Below are 14773 nucleotides of genomic sequence, written 5' to 3' on the forward strand. Positions count from 1 at the left end.
TTCATCTGTCCAAATACTAAGGCAGTCTTAGCTATAACGCCCGACTCCTTCATCTCAGTCCAAAGGTCATTACCCTCTCTGGAACGCTCACCAACACCTGTAAATATAGAGTATCCGCCATGCTCGGTAGCAATATTTCTTATAAGCTCCTGAATAAGCACTGTCTTACCTACACCGGCACCACCAAACAGACCAATCTTACCCCCTTTTGCATAAGGAGCCAGAAGATCAATTACCTTAATTCCTGTTTCAAGTATCTCAACTGCAGGACTCTGATCCGAAAACTTTGGAGGTTCTCTATGTATGGTCCAGTGCTCTTCATTTTCAAGGCTTTCACCACCATCTATGGTATCTCCAAATACATTGAAGAGCCTTCCAAGCGTAGCCTCACCAACAGGCACCTTAATTCCATCACCTGTAGCTATTACCTCCATATCTCTACTAAGTCCTTCTGAGGCAGTGAGCATGATACATCTGACTATGTTACCACCCTGATGTGAAGAAACTTCCATAAGGCATTTCTTGCCATGGTTGTCTACAAGTAGGGCATCTTTAATCTTAGGTACATCTTCATCCGGAAACAGGACATCTACAACAGGTCCCATTACCTGTATTATCTTACCGTTTTTCATTCTCATTTCCTCAAATGCTGTGCTTTAGCACCGGCAACTACCTCAGTTATTTCCTGAGTTATCGCTGCCTGCCTTACACGATTATATTGTATTGATAAATCTTTGATTATTTCATCTGCATTGTCATTTGCTGCTTGCATCGCCATCATTCTGGCATTCTGTTCTGAACAAAATGATTCTACCAACGCTCCATACACAAATCCTACAAGATAATTAGGAATTACAGTATCTAAAACCTCCTTTGGAGAAGGCAACATTGTAATATCCTGTTGTGTAATAAAACCGGCAGGAATATTACCCATAATTTTTTTCTTATCAAGCGGTAAAAGTGGTACCGTTTCAGTCTGTGTAACCATGCTGTTTACCATCCTTGTATAAACTATGGTTATCTCATCCAATTCACCGGCCTGATACTTGTCTACAACTGCACCTATTATCTTTCTTGCCCTATGAAGTGATGGATTCTGCGTTGTATAACGAAAGTGGGAATCTATGTCTATTCCCTTATTCATAAAATAGCCTCTTCCAAGCTCACCAACAACAAATAAAGAATTTATTCCCGGCTCTTTAAGCCACTTTTCAGTAGCTTTAATAACATTATGGTTATACGCTCCTGCAAGTCCTTTATCTGCTGTTACAATAATGAGTCCCCGTCTTCTCTTTTCAGGCTCTATATCATTAAGATTCCTAAGAAAACTATGTCTCATATCCGGCATGTGTCTTAAGAGTCTTGCAATAGCCATCTGAAGATTGTAAAAATACGGCTCAGTATCTTCAAGGCTCTTCTTAGCCTTTCTCAGTTTTGTAGATGATATTAAATACATTGCCTTGGTTATCTTTGCCGTATCCTTAACGCTTGAGATTCTGTTTTTAATCTCTCTTGCATTAGCCATATTTATTTACCTTCTTTTGCACCAAGATAAAAATTACGGAACTGAGTAGCTGCATCCACGATTCTCTCTGTAAGATCCTCTGTAAGCACCTTCTGATTCTCAATTTCTCTTGTAATTTCAGGATGATGAGTTTCAAAATAATCCAACATTTCCATTTGGAATTCTTTAATATTATCACTCTCCACAAGCATCATAACCTTTTTAGTAGCCGCAACCAAGGTTATAACCTGCTCATGTAGTGAAAGTGGTTTACAAAGTGGCTGTTTTAGAAGTTCCATAAGCCCCTTACCATAAGTAAGCTGATTCTTTGTAACCTGATCAAGATCAGACGAGAACTGTGTAAACACTTCCATTTCACGATACTGCGCAAGATCAATTCTTATAGAGCCTGATGCCTTCTTCATAGCCTTACTCTGAGCTGCTCCACCTACACGAGATACCGAAAGTCCTACATTGACAGCAGGACGCTGTCCTGAGAAGAACAGACTACTCTCTAAAAATATCTGTCCATCTGTAATAGAAATTACATTGGTCGGAATATAAGCAGACACATCACCGGCCTGTGTCTCTATGATAGGAAGTGCTGTAATCGAGCCTCCTCCCGCCTCATCTGAAAGACGGCTACTCCTCTCAAGAAGTCTTGAGTGAAGATAGAATACATCACCCGGATAAGCCTCACGCCCAGGCGATCTTTCAAGAAGAAGTGATAAAGCTCTATATGCTACTGCATGCTTACTTAAATCATCGTAAACAATCAGTACATCTTTGCCCTTATACATAAAATATTCTGCCATAGATGTTGCAGCATAAGGTGCAATATACTGAAGTGCAGAAGAATCCGATGCAGTAGCCGCTACTACTATCGTATAGCCTAACGCACCATTTTTGTCTAAGGTATTAACTAACTTGGCAACTGTTGAAGATTTCTGTCCTATAGCTACATATACACAGATAACTCCCTTGCCTTTTTGATTGATAATAGTATCAACAGCTATTGCCGTCTTACCTGTCTGCCTGTCACCTATTATAAGCTCTCTCTGTCCCCTTCCTATAGGAAACATAGAGTCAATAGCTAAAATTCCTGTTTCAAGAGGTACAGACACAGACTTTCTTTCTACTATTCCGGGTGCTTCATACTCTACAGGCCTAAAATCAGAGGCAATGATGTCACCGCCTCCATCTATTGGATTACCAAGTGCATCTACAACTCTTCCTAAGAAACCTTCGCCTACCGGCACACCGGTTTTCTTACCTGTCCGGCTAACTCTTGCTCCCTCTATAACTGTTTCAGCCTTATTAAATAGAATACAACCTATGCTGTCAGCCTTAATGTCCTGCACCATACCTTTGGCACCCGATTCAAAGTCAATAATCTCACCATACATAGCATGGTCTATTCCCTGAATCCTAGCAATGCCGTCTCCTGTTGCTGTTACAAACCCCACTTCCTGCTCTTTGGTTTTAGGTGCAAATCCGGCTATACTATTTCTTAACTTAGAAAGTCTCTCTTTGGCTATACTTTCAGCATCCAAGCCATCATCTATATAGTTCGCATCCGGATTTCCTTCTGACGCATCACCTGAATTAAGAAGTTCTGACATAAGCTGGTCAAGCCTACCTTTTGTACTCCAATCATATTCATGCGTGCCTATGCGAAGTACAAAGCCTCCAACTAAATCTTTCTTTTCAATAAGTTCTATCTGAACCTCTTCCTTATTTACACCCTTTTTAGAAGCGACAAATTCTTTTATTTTGTCGAGCTGGGAGTCAAGTGGCGGTGTAACATAAAAAAGGCTCACCTTTAACTCTTTACCATTATTATCAAGACTCACTGTGTTCACCCTCTTTTGTTATAAATTCATCATAAAGATGCTTGTCACTAGCTCCATTACTGCTATCATGCATAAGCTTTGTGGTAGCATCCATAACAAGGCGAGCTATTTCCATATCTGCTTCTCTTATTATCTTCTGATGCTCTTCTTTAGCTTGTTCTTTAGCATTATTAATAACTGCTCCTGCCTTCACATCCGCCTCTTCTAAAATACGCTTGTATTCTTCATCTGCACTTGCTCTGGCCTTTTCAATTATATTCTGTCTTTCATTTGAAGCATTGCTTACAGCCTCTTCATACTTTGCCTTCAGTGCATAAGCATCTTGTTTTGCTAACTCTGCTTCATTAAATTTACCGTTTATTGTCTCTCTTCTTTTTTCAAGTATATTGTTGACCGGCTTGAATAAAAATAATTTTATTATAATATACCAAACAACAATATTAATCGCTGTAAAGAGGAGATCCCAACCTATTTTAAGCATTATCCCTCCTTAGTACACACCTTATTTAAGCATCATTATTATAAGAACTGCAATAACAAAACCATAGATAGCTGTTGCCTCTGCAAGAGCCGCACCAAGAATAAGCACACTACGAATCTTCTCTGCTGCCTCAGGCTGTCTTGCGGTAGCATCTGCTGCCTTACCCGTAGCAATACCAATACCAATACCTGCACCTAAACCTGCTAAAACTGCAATACCAGCACCAATTCCTAATAAATTCATAATCTTTCTCCTTATCTTTATTTTAAACCGATTTATTCAAGTTGCTCGCCAATAAATAAACCGGTCAGAAACACAAACACATAAGCTTGAATAAGTCCATCGAAGATGTCAAAATAAAAACTAAATATAACAGGAAGCCCTACAGGAAGTACAAACTCAATGAGTTTCATAACTACAAAAGCTCCAAGTACATTTCCAAAAAGTCGCATACACAGTGACAGTGGTGTTGTAAAAACTTCCAGTATCTTAATTGGAGTGATTACTACCATAGGCTCTGTAAAACTTTTCAACCATTTACCAACACCTTTTTTATGTATACCTGCATATTCAATTATAATAATGCTAAATACTGCAAGTGCAATAGTAACATTTAAGTCCTTTGTAGGAGGCTTAAATCCTAAAATTCCAACAACATTGGCAACGGCAATATACATAAGTATACTGGTCAAATACGGCACATAGGCACTACCATGTTCACCTACAATATTTTTTACCGCTCCCTGTAGCCATGTTACTGCATATTCCACAGCCAGCTGTCTTTTACCTGGATTTTCTACTTTTAAATTTCTTGTAAGCAAAATTGAAATAACAAGAAAAACTGCCATTATTATCCATGTAACTACTACCGATTCAGAAATTCCACCAAAAAACGGAACTTCAAATACTGTTTCGACATGTAGCTCTTCTGCCAGCCGTTCAGCTAAATTTCCCATTACCTCTCCTTCCCTTATTATTATATAAATTTATACAACCTAGGTCATTATAGTCCTCATTTTTCCCATAGTCAATACTAACTAAAGAAACATATCACGATACCATATCAACGCATCAATGTAAGCAGTATGTATATTTTTTACATCAATATTTAACACTGTCATAAGCCTGCTCACTTCCTGCCAGTCCGCATTTTCATAGTGGAGCATAAAGTTAAGTAATGGGGCTAGCCTACCCTTTCTTTCAAGCAATGCCAAACTTATTTCTTCAGAAATATTTACTAACTCCAATGCATCCTTCATATTTTTCTCTAAAAGAATGTCAAGTACAGAGAACAGTCCCATAAGGAAAAGCTCTTGTGTAACTGCCCCTAATTCAAAACAATAAGCAAGATTCTCAGCAAATTTTGCACGTATAAGTGAGAGACGCATAATCTCACTAGGCTTATCTGCACAGAGAGACTTAGTCGCTGCTGTACTAGCCCATCTCCTTATTTCTTTCTGACCAAGCATAGCAGTAGCTGCTCTTATAGATGTAATCTTTGAGTTTCTTGCAAACTTATTCACTATCTCTAGCATATTGATTACAAGAGCTGTATCTTTTGAAATTATATCTGCCGCCTCTGTAAGATCAAAATCAGGCTGATTTACAAGGTTTAAAAGCTCTATATAAGTAATCTTAAGAGGAGCCATCTCTCCTGCCTTAGAAATTGCAGGCATTCTGAAGAAATCTCCTTCAAACAGGTGATATCCTCCACTCTCTGTAAGTTTCTCATACTCTTCTTTTGTATCTACATTGACTGCAATCAGCTTAATATCAGGATATACCTGTCCAAAATAAATTTTTGCCTTATCTATTTTTATCTTTTTATGATCAAGCAGAATATAGTCCATTAAATTAAGCACTGCCTTATACTCCTCAAACTGCTCTATTTTCAGTTTTCTGATAGCAAACTTATATCCTTTGCTCTTAAGTTCTATTATCCTATCAAGATACATCTGCTCTGTATTTATCTTATAATCAATAAGCAATACTACCTTACTTGGTGGCGCACTACACTGCTCTTCAATGTCTGAAAATAAAGAAATATTATTTACTTCTATAAATACCTCCTTATCTCCTGCAAGAGTACCAATACCCATACTTTCAACTACTTCTAAGCCCAAAAGCCCTGCTGCCGCATCCAAACTTCCTGTACCTAAGAGAGATGGATTCATCAAGAAATTCTCTCTCCTTGCAAAAACTGAATAAGCACATACTTCCATTTTACTATCAAATAAAGGTATCAATGTTGCTAGCATACTTATCTTTCCTTTCAAATGTTGAATTTTATACTTTACATTTTATAAATAATGTGTTACAATATTACTCGTTCGACAATTTGTATGTGTAGCTCAGCTGGATAGAGCGTCTGACTACGGATCAGAAGGTCGCGAGTTCGAATCTTGTCACATACATATTTGGTATCACTTCGGTGGTACCTTTTCTTTTATCTAAATCAATTTCAATTCGTTTCAGATTCAATCTCATTCCTCCTTCTATGAATTACTTTTGCAAAACCTGCACCTATCACAACTCCTATGAAGTTCAAAAAAATGTCATCCACATCACAACTTCCTACCCTAGTTATTAACTGAACTCCCTCAATAACTGTTGTTAGCACCAAACCTAAAAAAATGCTCTTAAAAAAGCTATATCTTCTATTATCTAAAAAATAATTTATAAATATTCCAAACGGCACAAAAGCAAGTACATTACCTGCAAGATTAAAAAAAACAAGCTTAAATCCAATTATCTCTATATTAGTTATATATCTGCTTATTTCTTTGAATAAAACAAAATTATACCTATACGCTTCTGTAACTTCCCTTCTTCCCAAGCTATCACTTAAAAATAAGTGATAGCCCAGAACCATCAGGTAAACAAAAAATACTAAACCGACAGCCGGCTTTTTATTCTTATCAATATCTTTTCTCATTGTGTATTCTTATAGTCCATACTCCCTCGTAAACTTTTCAGTGAGATATTCTACATAATAATCTGCATTCAGTTCTTCACCGGTAGCTAAAAGGAGAATTTCGTTTGTATTTTTTAATCTTCCATATTTATGTACTTTATCCTTAAGCCAATCTATAATTCGAGATATTTCACCCTTTCTCAGCAAATCATCAAAATCCATTTCCTTTTTCATTTGATGATATAACTGAGCTCCAATCGCATTACCGAGAGCATAGCTTGAAAAATAACCAAAACTGCCACTTGCCCAGTGTACATCCTGAAGTATACCATCCTTATAGCTTGTCGGACGAACTCCGAGGTATTCCTCATACAAATCGTTCCAAAGTTCAGGAAGTTTCTCCACAGGATAGTTTTCATTAAAAATCTTCTTTTCTACCTCATATCTTACAAGTACATGAAGACTGTAAGTAAGTTCATCAGCTTCTGTACGAATAAGTCCCGCCTCAGTACGGTTAATAGCTGTTATAAATTTGTCAAGCTCCACATCTCTTAACTGCTCAGGGAAGGTTTCCACAAGCCTTCCATATATCGGCTCCCAAAATGCTTTACTTCTCCCGATAATATTTTCACAAAATCTTGACTGCGACTCATGAAGTCCCATCGAAGAACCTCCTCCAACAGGGGTCTGGGTAAGCTCATCCGGAATATTCATCTCGTAAATTCCATGACCTGCTTCATGAATTATAGAAAATATCGCACTCTCTAAGTTATTTTCATAAAAATGATTAGTAATTCTCACATCTTTGTTATGAAGATTATTGGTGAATGGATGTTCACTTTCTGCTATTACCCCCCTCTCCATATCAAAACCGATATATTCTGCTACAAATTTGCAAAATTCTTTCTGCTTATCCACTGGATAGTTCTTAAAAATAAAATCAAATTCAACCTGAGGTTTCTCTCTAATCCTCCTTAGAAGTGGAACTATCACTTCTTTCAGGCGTCCAAAAAACTTATCCAATATTTCCTGATTAAAGCCTTCTTCAAAATCATTAAGCAGTACATCGTATGGTTTCTGCCCCTCTTTAACCCTATATCCTGCAAATTTTCTATTGTATTCTATAAGAGATTTAAGAGTTGGCATAAATTTACCGAAATCATCAGCATTTTTAGCCTCTCCCCATATTGAGCCTCCCATAGCCTGTAATTCAGAATAAGCCTGATACTCCTCTGAAGGTATTTTTTCTAAAATTTCATAATTCTTCTTAAGCTGTTTTATTATCCCTTTTTCTACATCAGTGAGGTTATCTGCCTTACCTGCTTTTATTTCTTCTGAAAGTTTATAAACTATAGTTTTAACTTCATCATTCATAATAGCATTATAGGCTTCTCCTGCTAAAACTCCTACTATCTTAGCAGTCTGCTCCACTGCTCCCTTTGGGGCAAGTGTTTCTGTATCCCACTCAAATAGTCGGATGGAAGTATCTATTGCTTCAGCCTTATCTAAATACGGTTTCAACGCATAAAAATCGTTGTTCATGTTATCTCCTCTCCCCACTATACATTCTATATACCATTATCCACTATTTTATGATTATTTGCAACTAAAATATTGTAGCTATCAACTTCTAAGTACAGCACCTATAAGCTCAAGTCCTTTTAATATACTTTCCATTACAGTATTTATCTCAGCCTCTTCTAAGGTCTTTTCTTTATTCCTGAATGTGATTGAATAAGCCATGGACTTCTTATCTGCTCCTATTCTCTCACCTTCATAAATATCAAAAAGTTCCAAGTTTTCTAAAATAGAGCCACCATTATTTCTTATTACTACCTCTATTTCACCTGCTGTAAGTTTTTTGTCCATAATAAGACTTATATCTCTTACAACAGCAGGGAACTTAGCGATACCTTCATATTTTACACCAAAATCTGCCTGTTCACAAATCTTACTCAAGTCTATATTTGCAACATAGGCTCTCTCATTAATTCCATATGATTCCTGTACAAGTGGATGCACCTCTCCAAGGTAACCTATAACTTCTCCTTTATAAATTATCTCTGCCTGTCTGCCCGGATGGAGAAATGTCTTTCCTGCATTCGCTTTATATGAAGGAATTTTTTTCATTCCTACTTTATATAAGAATTCCTCAACTACTCCTTTTAATACAAAGAAGTCGCCTTCTCCATACATACCCAAGCAAAACTGTTTCTTCTCCTCAGGATAGTCCTGAAGTGGGAGTGATTTTGCAAGATAAATATTAGATATTTCATAAAGTCTTACATTTTTATTTCTTCTTGCAGAGTTAGTGCCTAGGGATGTAAGCATTCCATTTATAATCTGAGTACGCATTATCGAATAATCCTCACCAAGAGGATTCATAATCTTAATTGTTTCCCTCTCTTTTGAGCCTTCCACAAGCATAAGTTTATCAAATACCTTAGGACTTTCAAACGAGAATGTCATGCCCTCGCAGAAACCGAACTGCTCGGCAAGTGCCCTTGCTTTTCCTTCTATTTCCATCTGAAATGTCTCTCCACCCGCTGTTGATTCTCCACTAGGCAGAGTTGTAGGTATCTTGTCATAACCAAAAAATCTTGCAAGTTCCTCAGCAAGGTCTGCATTACGGAGCAAATCCTGTCTAAAATAAGGCACTATTACAGACTTCCAATCATCATTTATCTTTATTTCAAGCCTTTTAAAATATTCTTCAGCCTCTTCCCTTCCTATATTTGTTCCTAACAATTTATTGCAGGCATCAAGGTCAAATTCAACTATACGGTCACCCTCTTCTATCGGATACACATCCACTACTCCTCCAACAACTTCTCCTGCTCCAATTTCTTCTATAAGCTGGCAGGCTCTATTCATTGCAAGAAGAGCCGTATTTGGATGGAGTCCCTTTTCAAACTTTCCTGAGGCATCAGTCCTAAGTCCCACCTTTTTGCTTGAAAGACGGATATTAGTTCCATCAAAGCAGGCAGCCTCAAGAAGTACAGTATCAAGTTCATCATTTATCTTAGAATTCTCTCCCCCCATAATTCCTGCTATGCCTACGGCCTTCTTACCGTCCTTTATAAGAAGTACTGTATCATCAAGTTCCCTTTCTTCTCCATCAAGAGTAACAAACTTCTCCCCCTTAGCCGCTCTCTCCACAACAATTTTTCTGTCTTCAATAGTAGAAAGGTCATAAGCATGCATAGGCTGGCTCATCTCTGTCATTACATAATTTGTAATATCTACCATGTTATTGATAGGGCGTATCCCTACTGATGAAAGTCTACGCTGCATCCAAAGTGGAGATGGAGCTATTTTTACATTTTTAACCACTCTTGCAACATATCTTTTACAAAGTGTACTGTCTTTAATTTCAACTGAAATATAATCCTCTGCCTTTTCAGTATTTCCGGTCTCTTTTATAACAGCAGGCTTAAACTCCTTACGAAATGTTGCTGCAGCCTCTCTTGCTATACCCTCTATGCCAAAACAGTCAACCCTATTACTAGTTACCTCATATTCAACAAGACAGTCACGAAGACCCAGTATTTCTAAGGCATCACTACCTAGTTTAAGATTTGCTCCACCCTCTATTTTATTAAATATATAAAGCCCCTCTTCTTCCGCCTCAGGATAATAGCTCTTATCTCTTCCTAGCTCATCAATAGAGCACATCATTCCATAAGACTCCACTCCTCTAAGTGAGCCTGCCTTTATCTCAAAGCCCTTTTCTGCTCTATTACCCGAATGATCTGAGGCAACTTTTCCTCCATCAAGCACTACAGGCACAACAGCTCCTTCAAATACATTTTTTGCTCCTGTAACTATCTGTACCTCTTTTCCCATTTCATCTATCTGTACCTGACAGATAACAAGTTTGTCCGCATCAGGGTGCTTTTCTATTTTATTTATTCTTCCTACTATAATTTTCTCTAAATTCTTATCAAAATATTCCACACTTTCAGCCTTAGTTCCACTAAGTGTCATTGCATCCATATATTCATCCGGTGTACAATCAAGTCCCGGTACCATTTCTTTTATCCATGATAAAGGTGTATTCATTTTAATCTCCTCTTAATTAGCTAAACCCATTTTCTACTTATGTAGAATTAAGTCATTTTTATTATAAAATGCCCTAATTTTACAATAAGATTTAAGTTGATAATTTAGAACTGCCTTAAGAAACGCACATCATTCTCATAAAGTAGGCGCATATCATCTACCTCATATTTAAGTAAGGCAATTCTCTCCAAGCCTAAGCCAAAAGCAAAACCCTGATATTCTTTCGGATCTATTCCACGCATTTCAAGTACATTAGGATGAACCATACCACAGCCTAAAATTTCAATCCAACCTTCGTTTTTACAGAAACGACAGCCCTTTCCCCTACATTTAAAGCAAGAAACATCCATTTCTGCCGATGGCTCTGTAAAAGGGAAATGGTGAGGTCTAAACTTCACCTTTGTATCTTCACCGAAAATTCTTTTTGCAAACTCTGCGAGAGTTCCCTTCAAATCTGCAAAGGTCACATTTTTATCTATTACAAGCCCCTCTACCTGGTGAAAAGACGGAGAATGTGTTGCATCCACCTCATCTGAACGGAATACTCTTCCCGGAGCAATTATTCTGATAGGAGGTTTTTCCTTTTCCATTACATGTACCTGAACTGATGATGTCTGAGTACGGAGGAGAAGTTTATCATTTATGTAAAATGTATCCTGTTCATCCTTTGCAGGATGGTTTGCAGGAATATTAAGTGCTTCAAAATTATAATAATCATACTCTATCTCAGGACCATCCACCACCTGGTACCCCATTCCTATAAATATCTTTTTAACCTCATCAAGTGCTATAGTATTAGGATGTCTATGACCTATCATAGGCTTTTTAGCAGGAAGTGTTACATCTATTGTTTCTGTAGCCAGTTTTAAGTCCAACATCTTTTTTTCAAACTCTTTTTTACGTTCTTCAAGCCTTTTTTCAAGAGTCTCTCTTGCCTCATTTACAAGCTGACCTACCTTTGGCCTGTCTTCAGGTGCAACATCTTTAAGGCTTTTTAGTACCTGAGTAAGTTCACCCTTTTTCCCTAGAAAACTTACCCTTGCCTCATTAAGCTTATCTCCATCCACAGCTTCTTCAATCTGCTTTAATGCAGAATTTACAATCTCTCTTAATTTCTCTTTCATCTCTTTCCTCCAAAATTCCCTATTAAACAAAAAAGCCCCTGCATAATGCTGGGGCATTTTATAAGCTTAAAGTCAAGCCCTACATCTGTATTATCCTGTAACTGTTTCTTCCAATCTTCTTTTCTTCATACAGCGCTTCATCAGCTCTCTTAAGGAAATCCGCTATAGTTTTTCCTTGTGAAAATATATCAAAGCAAACTCCCTGTGTGACTGTAACTACATCTGCTGCCTTGGAAAATTTATGCTCCATTGCATTGCCCTGTACATTTTTCTTAAGCATTTTAACAAAGCCTTCTACTTCACTGTAAAGCAGTCCCGGATATATAATTACAAATTCATCTCCTCCATATCTTGCAGCATAAATCTTAGGACAATCCTGAACTAGTTTTTGTAACTCTCCTGCAATCATTTTAATACATTCATCACCATTTTGATGTCCATAGTTATCATTATACTGTTTAAAATAATCTATATCCAGAATTTCAACTCCTAGCGTCTTCTGATTAGCATGAAGATATTTTTCAAGTTCTACAGAATATTCGTCATAAGACATTCTATTTGGAAGACCTGTCAAAGCATCAATTTCCGACTTCTTTTGTAATACAAGATTTTCCCTAAGATATCCTACTAAGTTATTAATACTTTCTACAACAAGGTTTACCTCGCTTATAGATCTTATATTTAACCTTGTATTAGGTATGACTCCCACTTCTAACTGTCTTAAATAAAAAACTATACTATTTATTGTATTTAAAAACTGAGAAATAATAACAAATATAATAACTATAATTACTCCGATAATAAAAAGAGTAAATAGAGCTACCTTAACAACTGCCTTACCAATTTCATGGTTCATTTCCCTGATGCTCCTGCCAACCACAACAGCACCTACCACAAAGCCATCCTTATCTTCAAGCACTCTGTAAAGGCAGAATATCATACCTCCTGCAACATTAGCTTCTCCTGAATATACACCTTTTCTATCAAGTTCATCAGCAACGTTCTTAGTCATAAAAGTTCCTAAAATGGACTTTCCACCATCGCTCAAGGTACTGCCTGCCACCCTATAGTAATGACCTACCTCATATCCTAGTTTCTGTTCCTGTGCCGCCTTGAACTTCGGATCGTCATCGCTTACTTTCATAAATATATATGCCATTGTGCCTGTTTTGGCATAATGCTCCAAAAACGGTGTTAAATTTGCATTTTCAGCTGTTCCGTCTCCAATTGCATTATCACCGAAGTATATAGTATCTCCCCTGACATTCCACTTCGCCTCATTATCATTTCCTGATACCAAATCCTTGACATAATTGATATCTGCCTCAAGCCTATTTCCTATAAGCCTCTCTTCAAGGTTCGTTATAGTCCCTGACACAACGAAACTTACAAAAAAGACCACAATAATTGAAATGATAATTCCTGCCAGTACAATTTTTGAATTAATTGTACTCAACCCTAATTTTTCTCGTGATTTTTCTTTTAATTTTTCATATATTTGCATTATTCTCTCCATAAATACAATATTTTAAAGACTATACCATATTTTTTAATTCATAGAGCCTAAGTGCAAGCTCCAGCTTAAATCTGCTATTAGCAGTGTCTACGGCTAAGTCCATAATTTCCTCTGTTTTCTTCAGCCTGTACTTTGCAGTATTATAATGTATGTAATTGGTTTCGGACGCTCTTGTTAGGCTCCAGCTTGCATTTATAAGTTCCTTCAAAAAAGCATAATATTCAGTTTCATTATCCCTATCATACTCAATCAGCTTTCTAAGAGGACTCATAAGCTCTCCTGCAAGTATATCCTTATTGACAGCATTATTCAAAAACGAAAAAAGTTCCAAATCTTTATACTCATGAACCATTCCAAGTCCAAGCATACTCCTACCTATCTTCACTGCTTCTTTGGCACCTTTGTAGGATATTGGAACATCAAAAATACTGTTCACCTCATTCCCAATCCCCACCGTATAAGTAAAACCATACTCTGCCATTGAGTCTTTCATAACTTTTTTCATAAGTCTATCTTTACTCTCATAGTAGCTGGTGTCTGTCTCAAATAAAAAGATAATGCTGTCACTATTTTGATAGTTATAAAAAACCATTCCTGCATCTAAAAAATTATTTCTCAGATCCCTAAACATCTTTTCCTTAACAGTCTCTATTTCCCCACTAGATTCTTTTAAATCTACCGTTTTCTTCTTATAACCATCCAAATCAAAAATAACAGCTACAATATTATCTTGTATCTTCCAGCCATTAAGCTTACTTCTTATAGAAAGCTCCTCTCGTGATTTTATATTTCCGGTCAAAATATCAAGTACAAGTTCCTGTTTCAAATCCTTTTCTACCCTTGCCACTGAAAGCTTTTCCTTATTAACAAGAATAAATATATCTGAAACATATTTCAAGGCCTTCCTTTGAAATTCCGAAACTTCCTTTTCAGAAATTTTTAACTCAATCTTTCCCAGTAGTTCATCATTAACTCTTATATAATGTTCAAATTTTTCAGAACTACCTATCCCCTCCTTACATCCCATAACAATTTTCTTGTCATAGACATAATTATAGAAAATAAAATCACATTTCAAGACGCTCTGCAAATATTCCATTATAGGCTCACCGGTTCTATTTTCAATTCCCAGTCTTATAAAGTTTTGTAAAACATCAAGCTCCTTTAATACCTCTTCAACCATAAAATCATCTCCGTCTTAGACCATATATAAAGCATTATATAATCTTATTTCAAGTTTATCAAGATTAATCATTTATAACAAGTAATAATATAAAGATAAATGTTTTTAAATATATACAAATGATTCAATTAAATTG

General features: G+C 36.7%; 12 protein-coding genes, 1 tRNA gene and 1 pseudogene. 1 reads left to right on the forward strand and 13 read right to left on the reverse strand.

From position 1 onward, the window contains the following. From ACTTG8_RS08135 to ACTTG8_RS08165, 7 genes and pseudogenes are all read right to left on the reverse strand, one after another. Window positions 1-632: pseudogene (locus ACTTG8_RS08135) on the reverse strand (F0F1 ATP synthase subunit beta); the annotation flags it as partial. A 2-nt stretch (window positions 633-634) separates the two neighbouring features. Further along, window positions 635-1525 (reverse strand): ATP synthase F1 subunit gamma, encoded by an 891-nt coding sequence (gene atpG / locus ACTTG8_RS08140; protein ID WP_442561630.1) that lies wholly within the window; start codon window positions 1523-1525, stop codon window positions 635-637. A gap of 2 nt (window positions 1526-1527) precedes the next feature. Beyond that, window positions 1528-3357, reverse strand: coding sequence for a F0F1 ATP synthase subunit alpha (gene atpA / locus ACTTG8_RS08145; RefSeq protein ID WP_442561631.1), 1830 nt, complete (start codon window positions 3355-3357; stop codon window positions 1528-1530). Further along, complete coding sequence (locus tag ACTTG8_RS08150) at window positions 3347-3838, reverse strand: ATP synthase F0 subunit B (protein WP_442561632.1); 492 nt, start codon at window positions 3836-3838, stop codon at window positions 3347-3349. The genes atpA and ACTTG8_RS08150 overlap by 11 nt, the downstream gene beginning before the upstream one ends. A gap of 21 nt (window positions 3839-3859) precedes the next feature. Further along, complete coding sequence (atpE, locus tag ACTTG8_RS08155; RefSeq protein ID WP_023353816.1) at window positions 3860-4081, reverse strand: ATP synthase F0 subunit C; 222 nt, start codon at window positions 4079-4081, stop codon at window positions 3860-3862. A gap of 32 nt (window positions 4082-4113) precedes the next feature. Continuing rightward, window positions 4114-4794 carry a F0F1 ATP synthase subunit A gene (locus tag ACTTG8_RS08160; protein ID WP_442561633.1) on the reverse strand — a complete coding sequence of 227 codons (681 nt, stop codon included), beginning with the start codon at window positions 4792-4794 and terminating at the stop codon, window positions 4114-4116. Window positions 4795-4875: 81 nt separating this feature from the next. Continuing rightward, window positions 4876-6096, reverse strand: a complete 1221-nt coding sequence (locus ACTTG8_RS08165) for an EAL and HDOD domain-containing protein (protein ID WP_442561634.1) — start codon at window positions 6094-6096, stop codon at window positions 4876-4878. 82 nt (window positions 6097-6178) lie between these two features. Between ACTTG8_RS08165 and ACTTG8_RS08170 the strand changes: the two genes are divergently transcribed. Further along, window positions 6179-6252: transfer RNA gene (locus ACTTG8_RS08170), tRNA-Arg, on the forward strand. 47 nt (window positions 6253-6299) lie between these two features. Here ACTTG8_RS08170 and ACTTG8_RS08175 read toward each other — a convergent pair. The 6 genes from ACTTG8_RS08175 to ACTTG8_RS08200 all read right to left on the reverse strand — a co-directional run bounded on the left by ACTTG8_RS08175 (window position 6300) and on the right by ACTTG8_RS08200 (window position 14637). Then, the gene (locus tag ACTTG8_RS08175; RefSeq protein WP_442561635.1) at window positions 6300-6773 is read right to left on the reverse strand and encodes a VanZ family protein; all 474 of its coding nucleotides are present in this window, start codon (window positions 6771-6773) and stop codon (window positions 6300-6302) included. A gap of 9 nt (window positions 6774-6782) precedes the next feature. Continuing rightward, on the reverse strand, window positions 6783-8294 hold the full coding sequence (locus ACTTG8_RS08180; protein ID WP_442561636.1) for a carboxypeptidase M32: 1512 nt from the start codon (window positions 8292-8294) through the stop codon (window positions 6783-6785). Window positions 8295-8375: 81 nt separating this feature from the next. After that, window positions 8376-10814: a phenylalanine--tRNA ligase subunit beta gene (gene pheT / locus ACTTG8_RS08185; RefSeq protein ID WP_442561637.1), complete on the reverse strand. Its 2439-nt coding sequence runs from the start codon at window positions 10812-10814 to the stop codon at window positions 8376-8378. A gap of 104 nt (window positions 10815-10918) precedes the next feature. Continuing rightward, on the reverse strand, window positions 10919-11938 hold the full coding sequence (pheS, locus tag ACTTG8_RS08190; protein ID WP_442561638.1) for a phenylalanine--tRNA ligase subunit alpha: 1020 nt from the start codon (window positions 11936-11938) through the stop codon (window positions 10919-10921). A gap of 79 nt (window positions 11939-12017) precedes the next feature. Beyond that, entirely contained in the window at window positions 12018-13442 is a 1425-nt protein-coding gene (locus tag ACTTG8_RS08195) for a GGDEF domain-containing protein (RefSeq protein WP_442561639.1), read from the reverse strand. Between the two features lie 31 nt (window positions 13443-13473). Next, window positions 13474-14637, reverse strand: a complete 1164-nt coding sequence (locus ACTTG8_RS08200) for a PucR family transcriptional regulator (protein WP_442561640.1) — start codon at window positions 14635-14637, stop codon at window positions 13474-13476. Window positions 14638-14773: the final 136 nt, after the last annotated feature.

Origin of the sequence: Catonella sp. (genome assembly GCF_052173895.1) — a bacterium.
GTDB lineage: Bacteria > Bacillota > Clostridia > Lachnospirales > Lachnospiraceae > Catonella.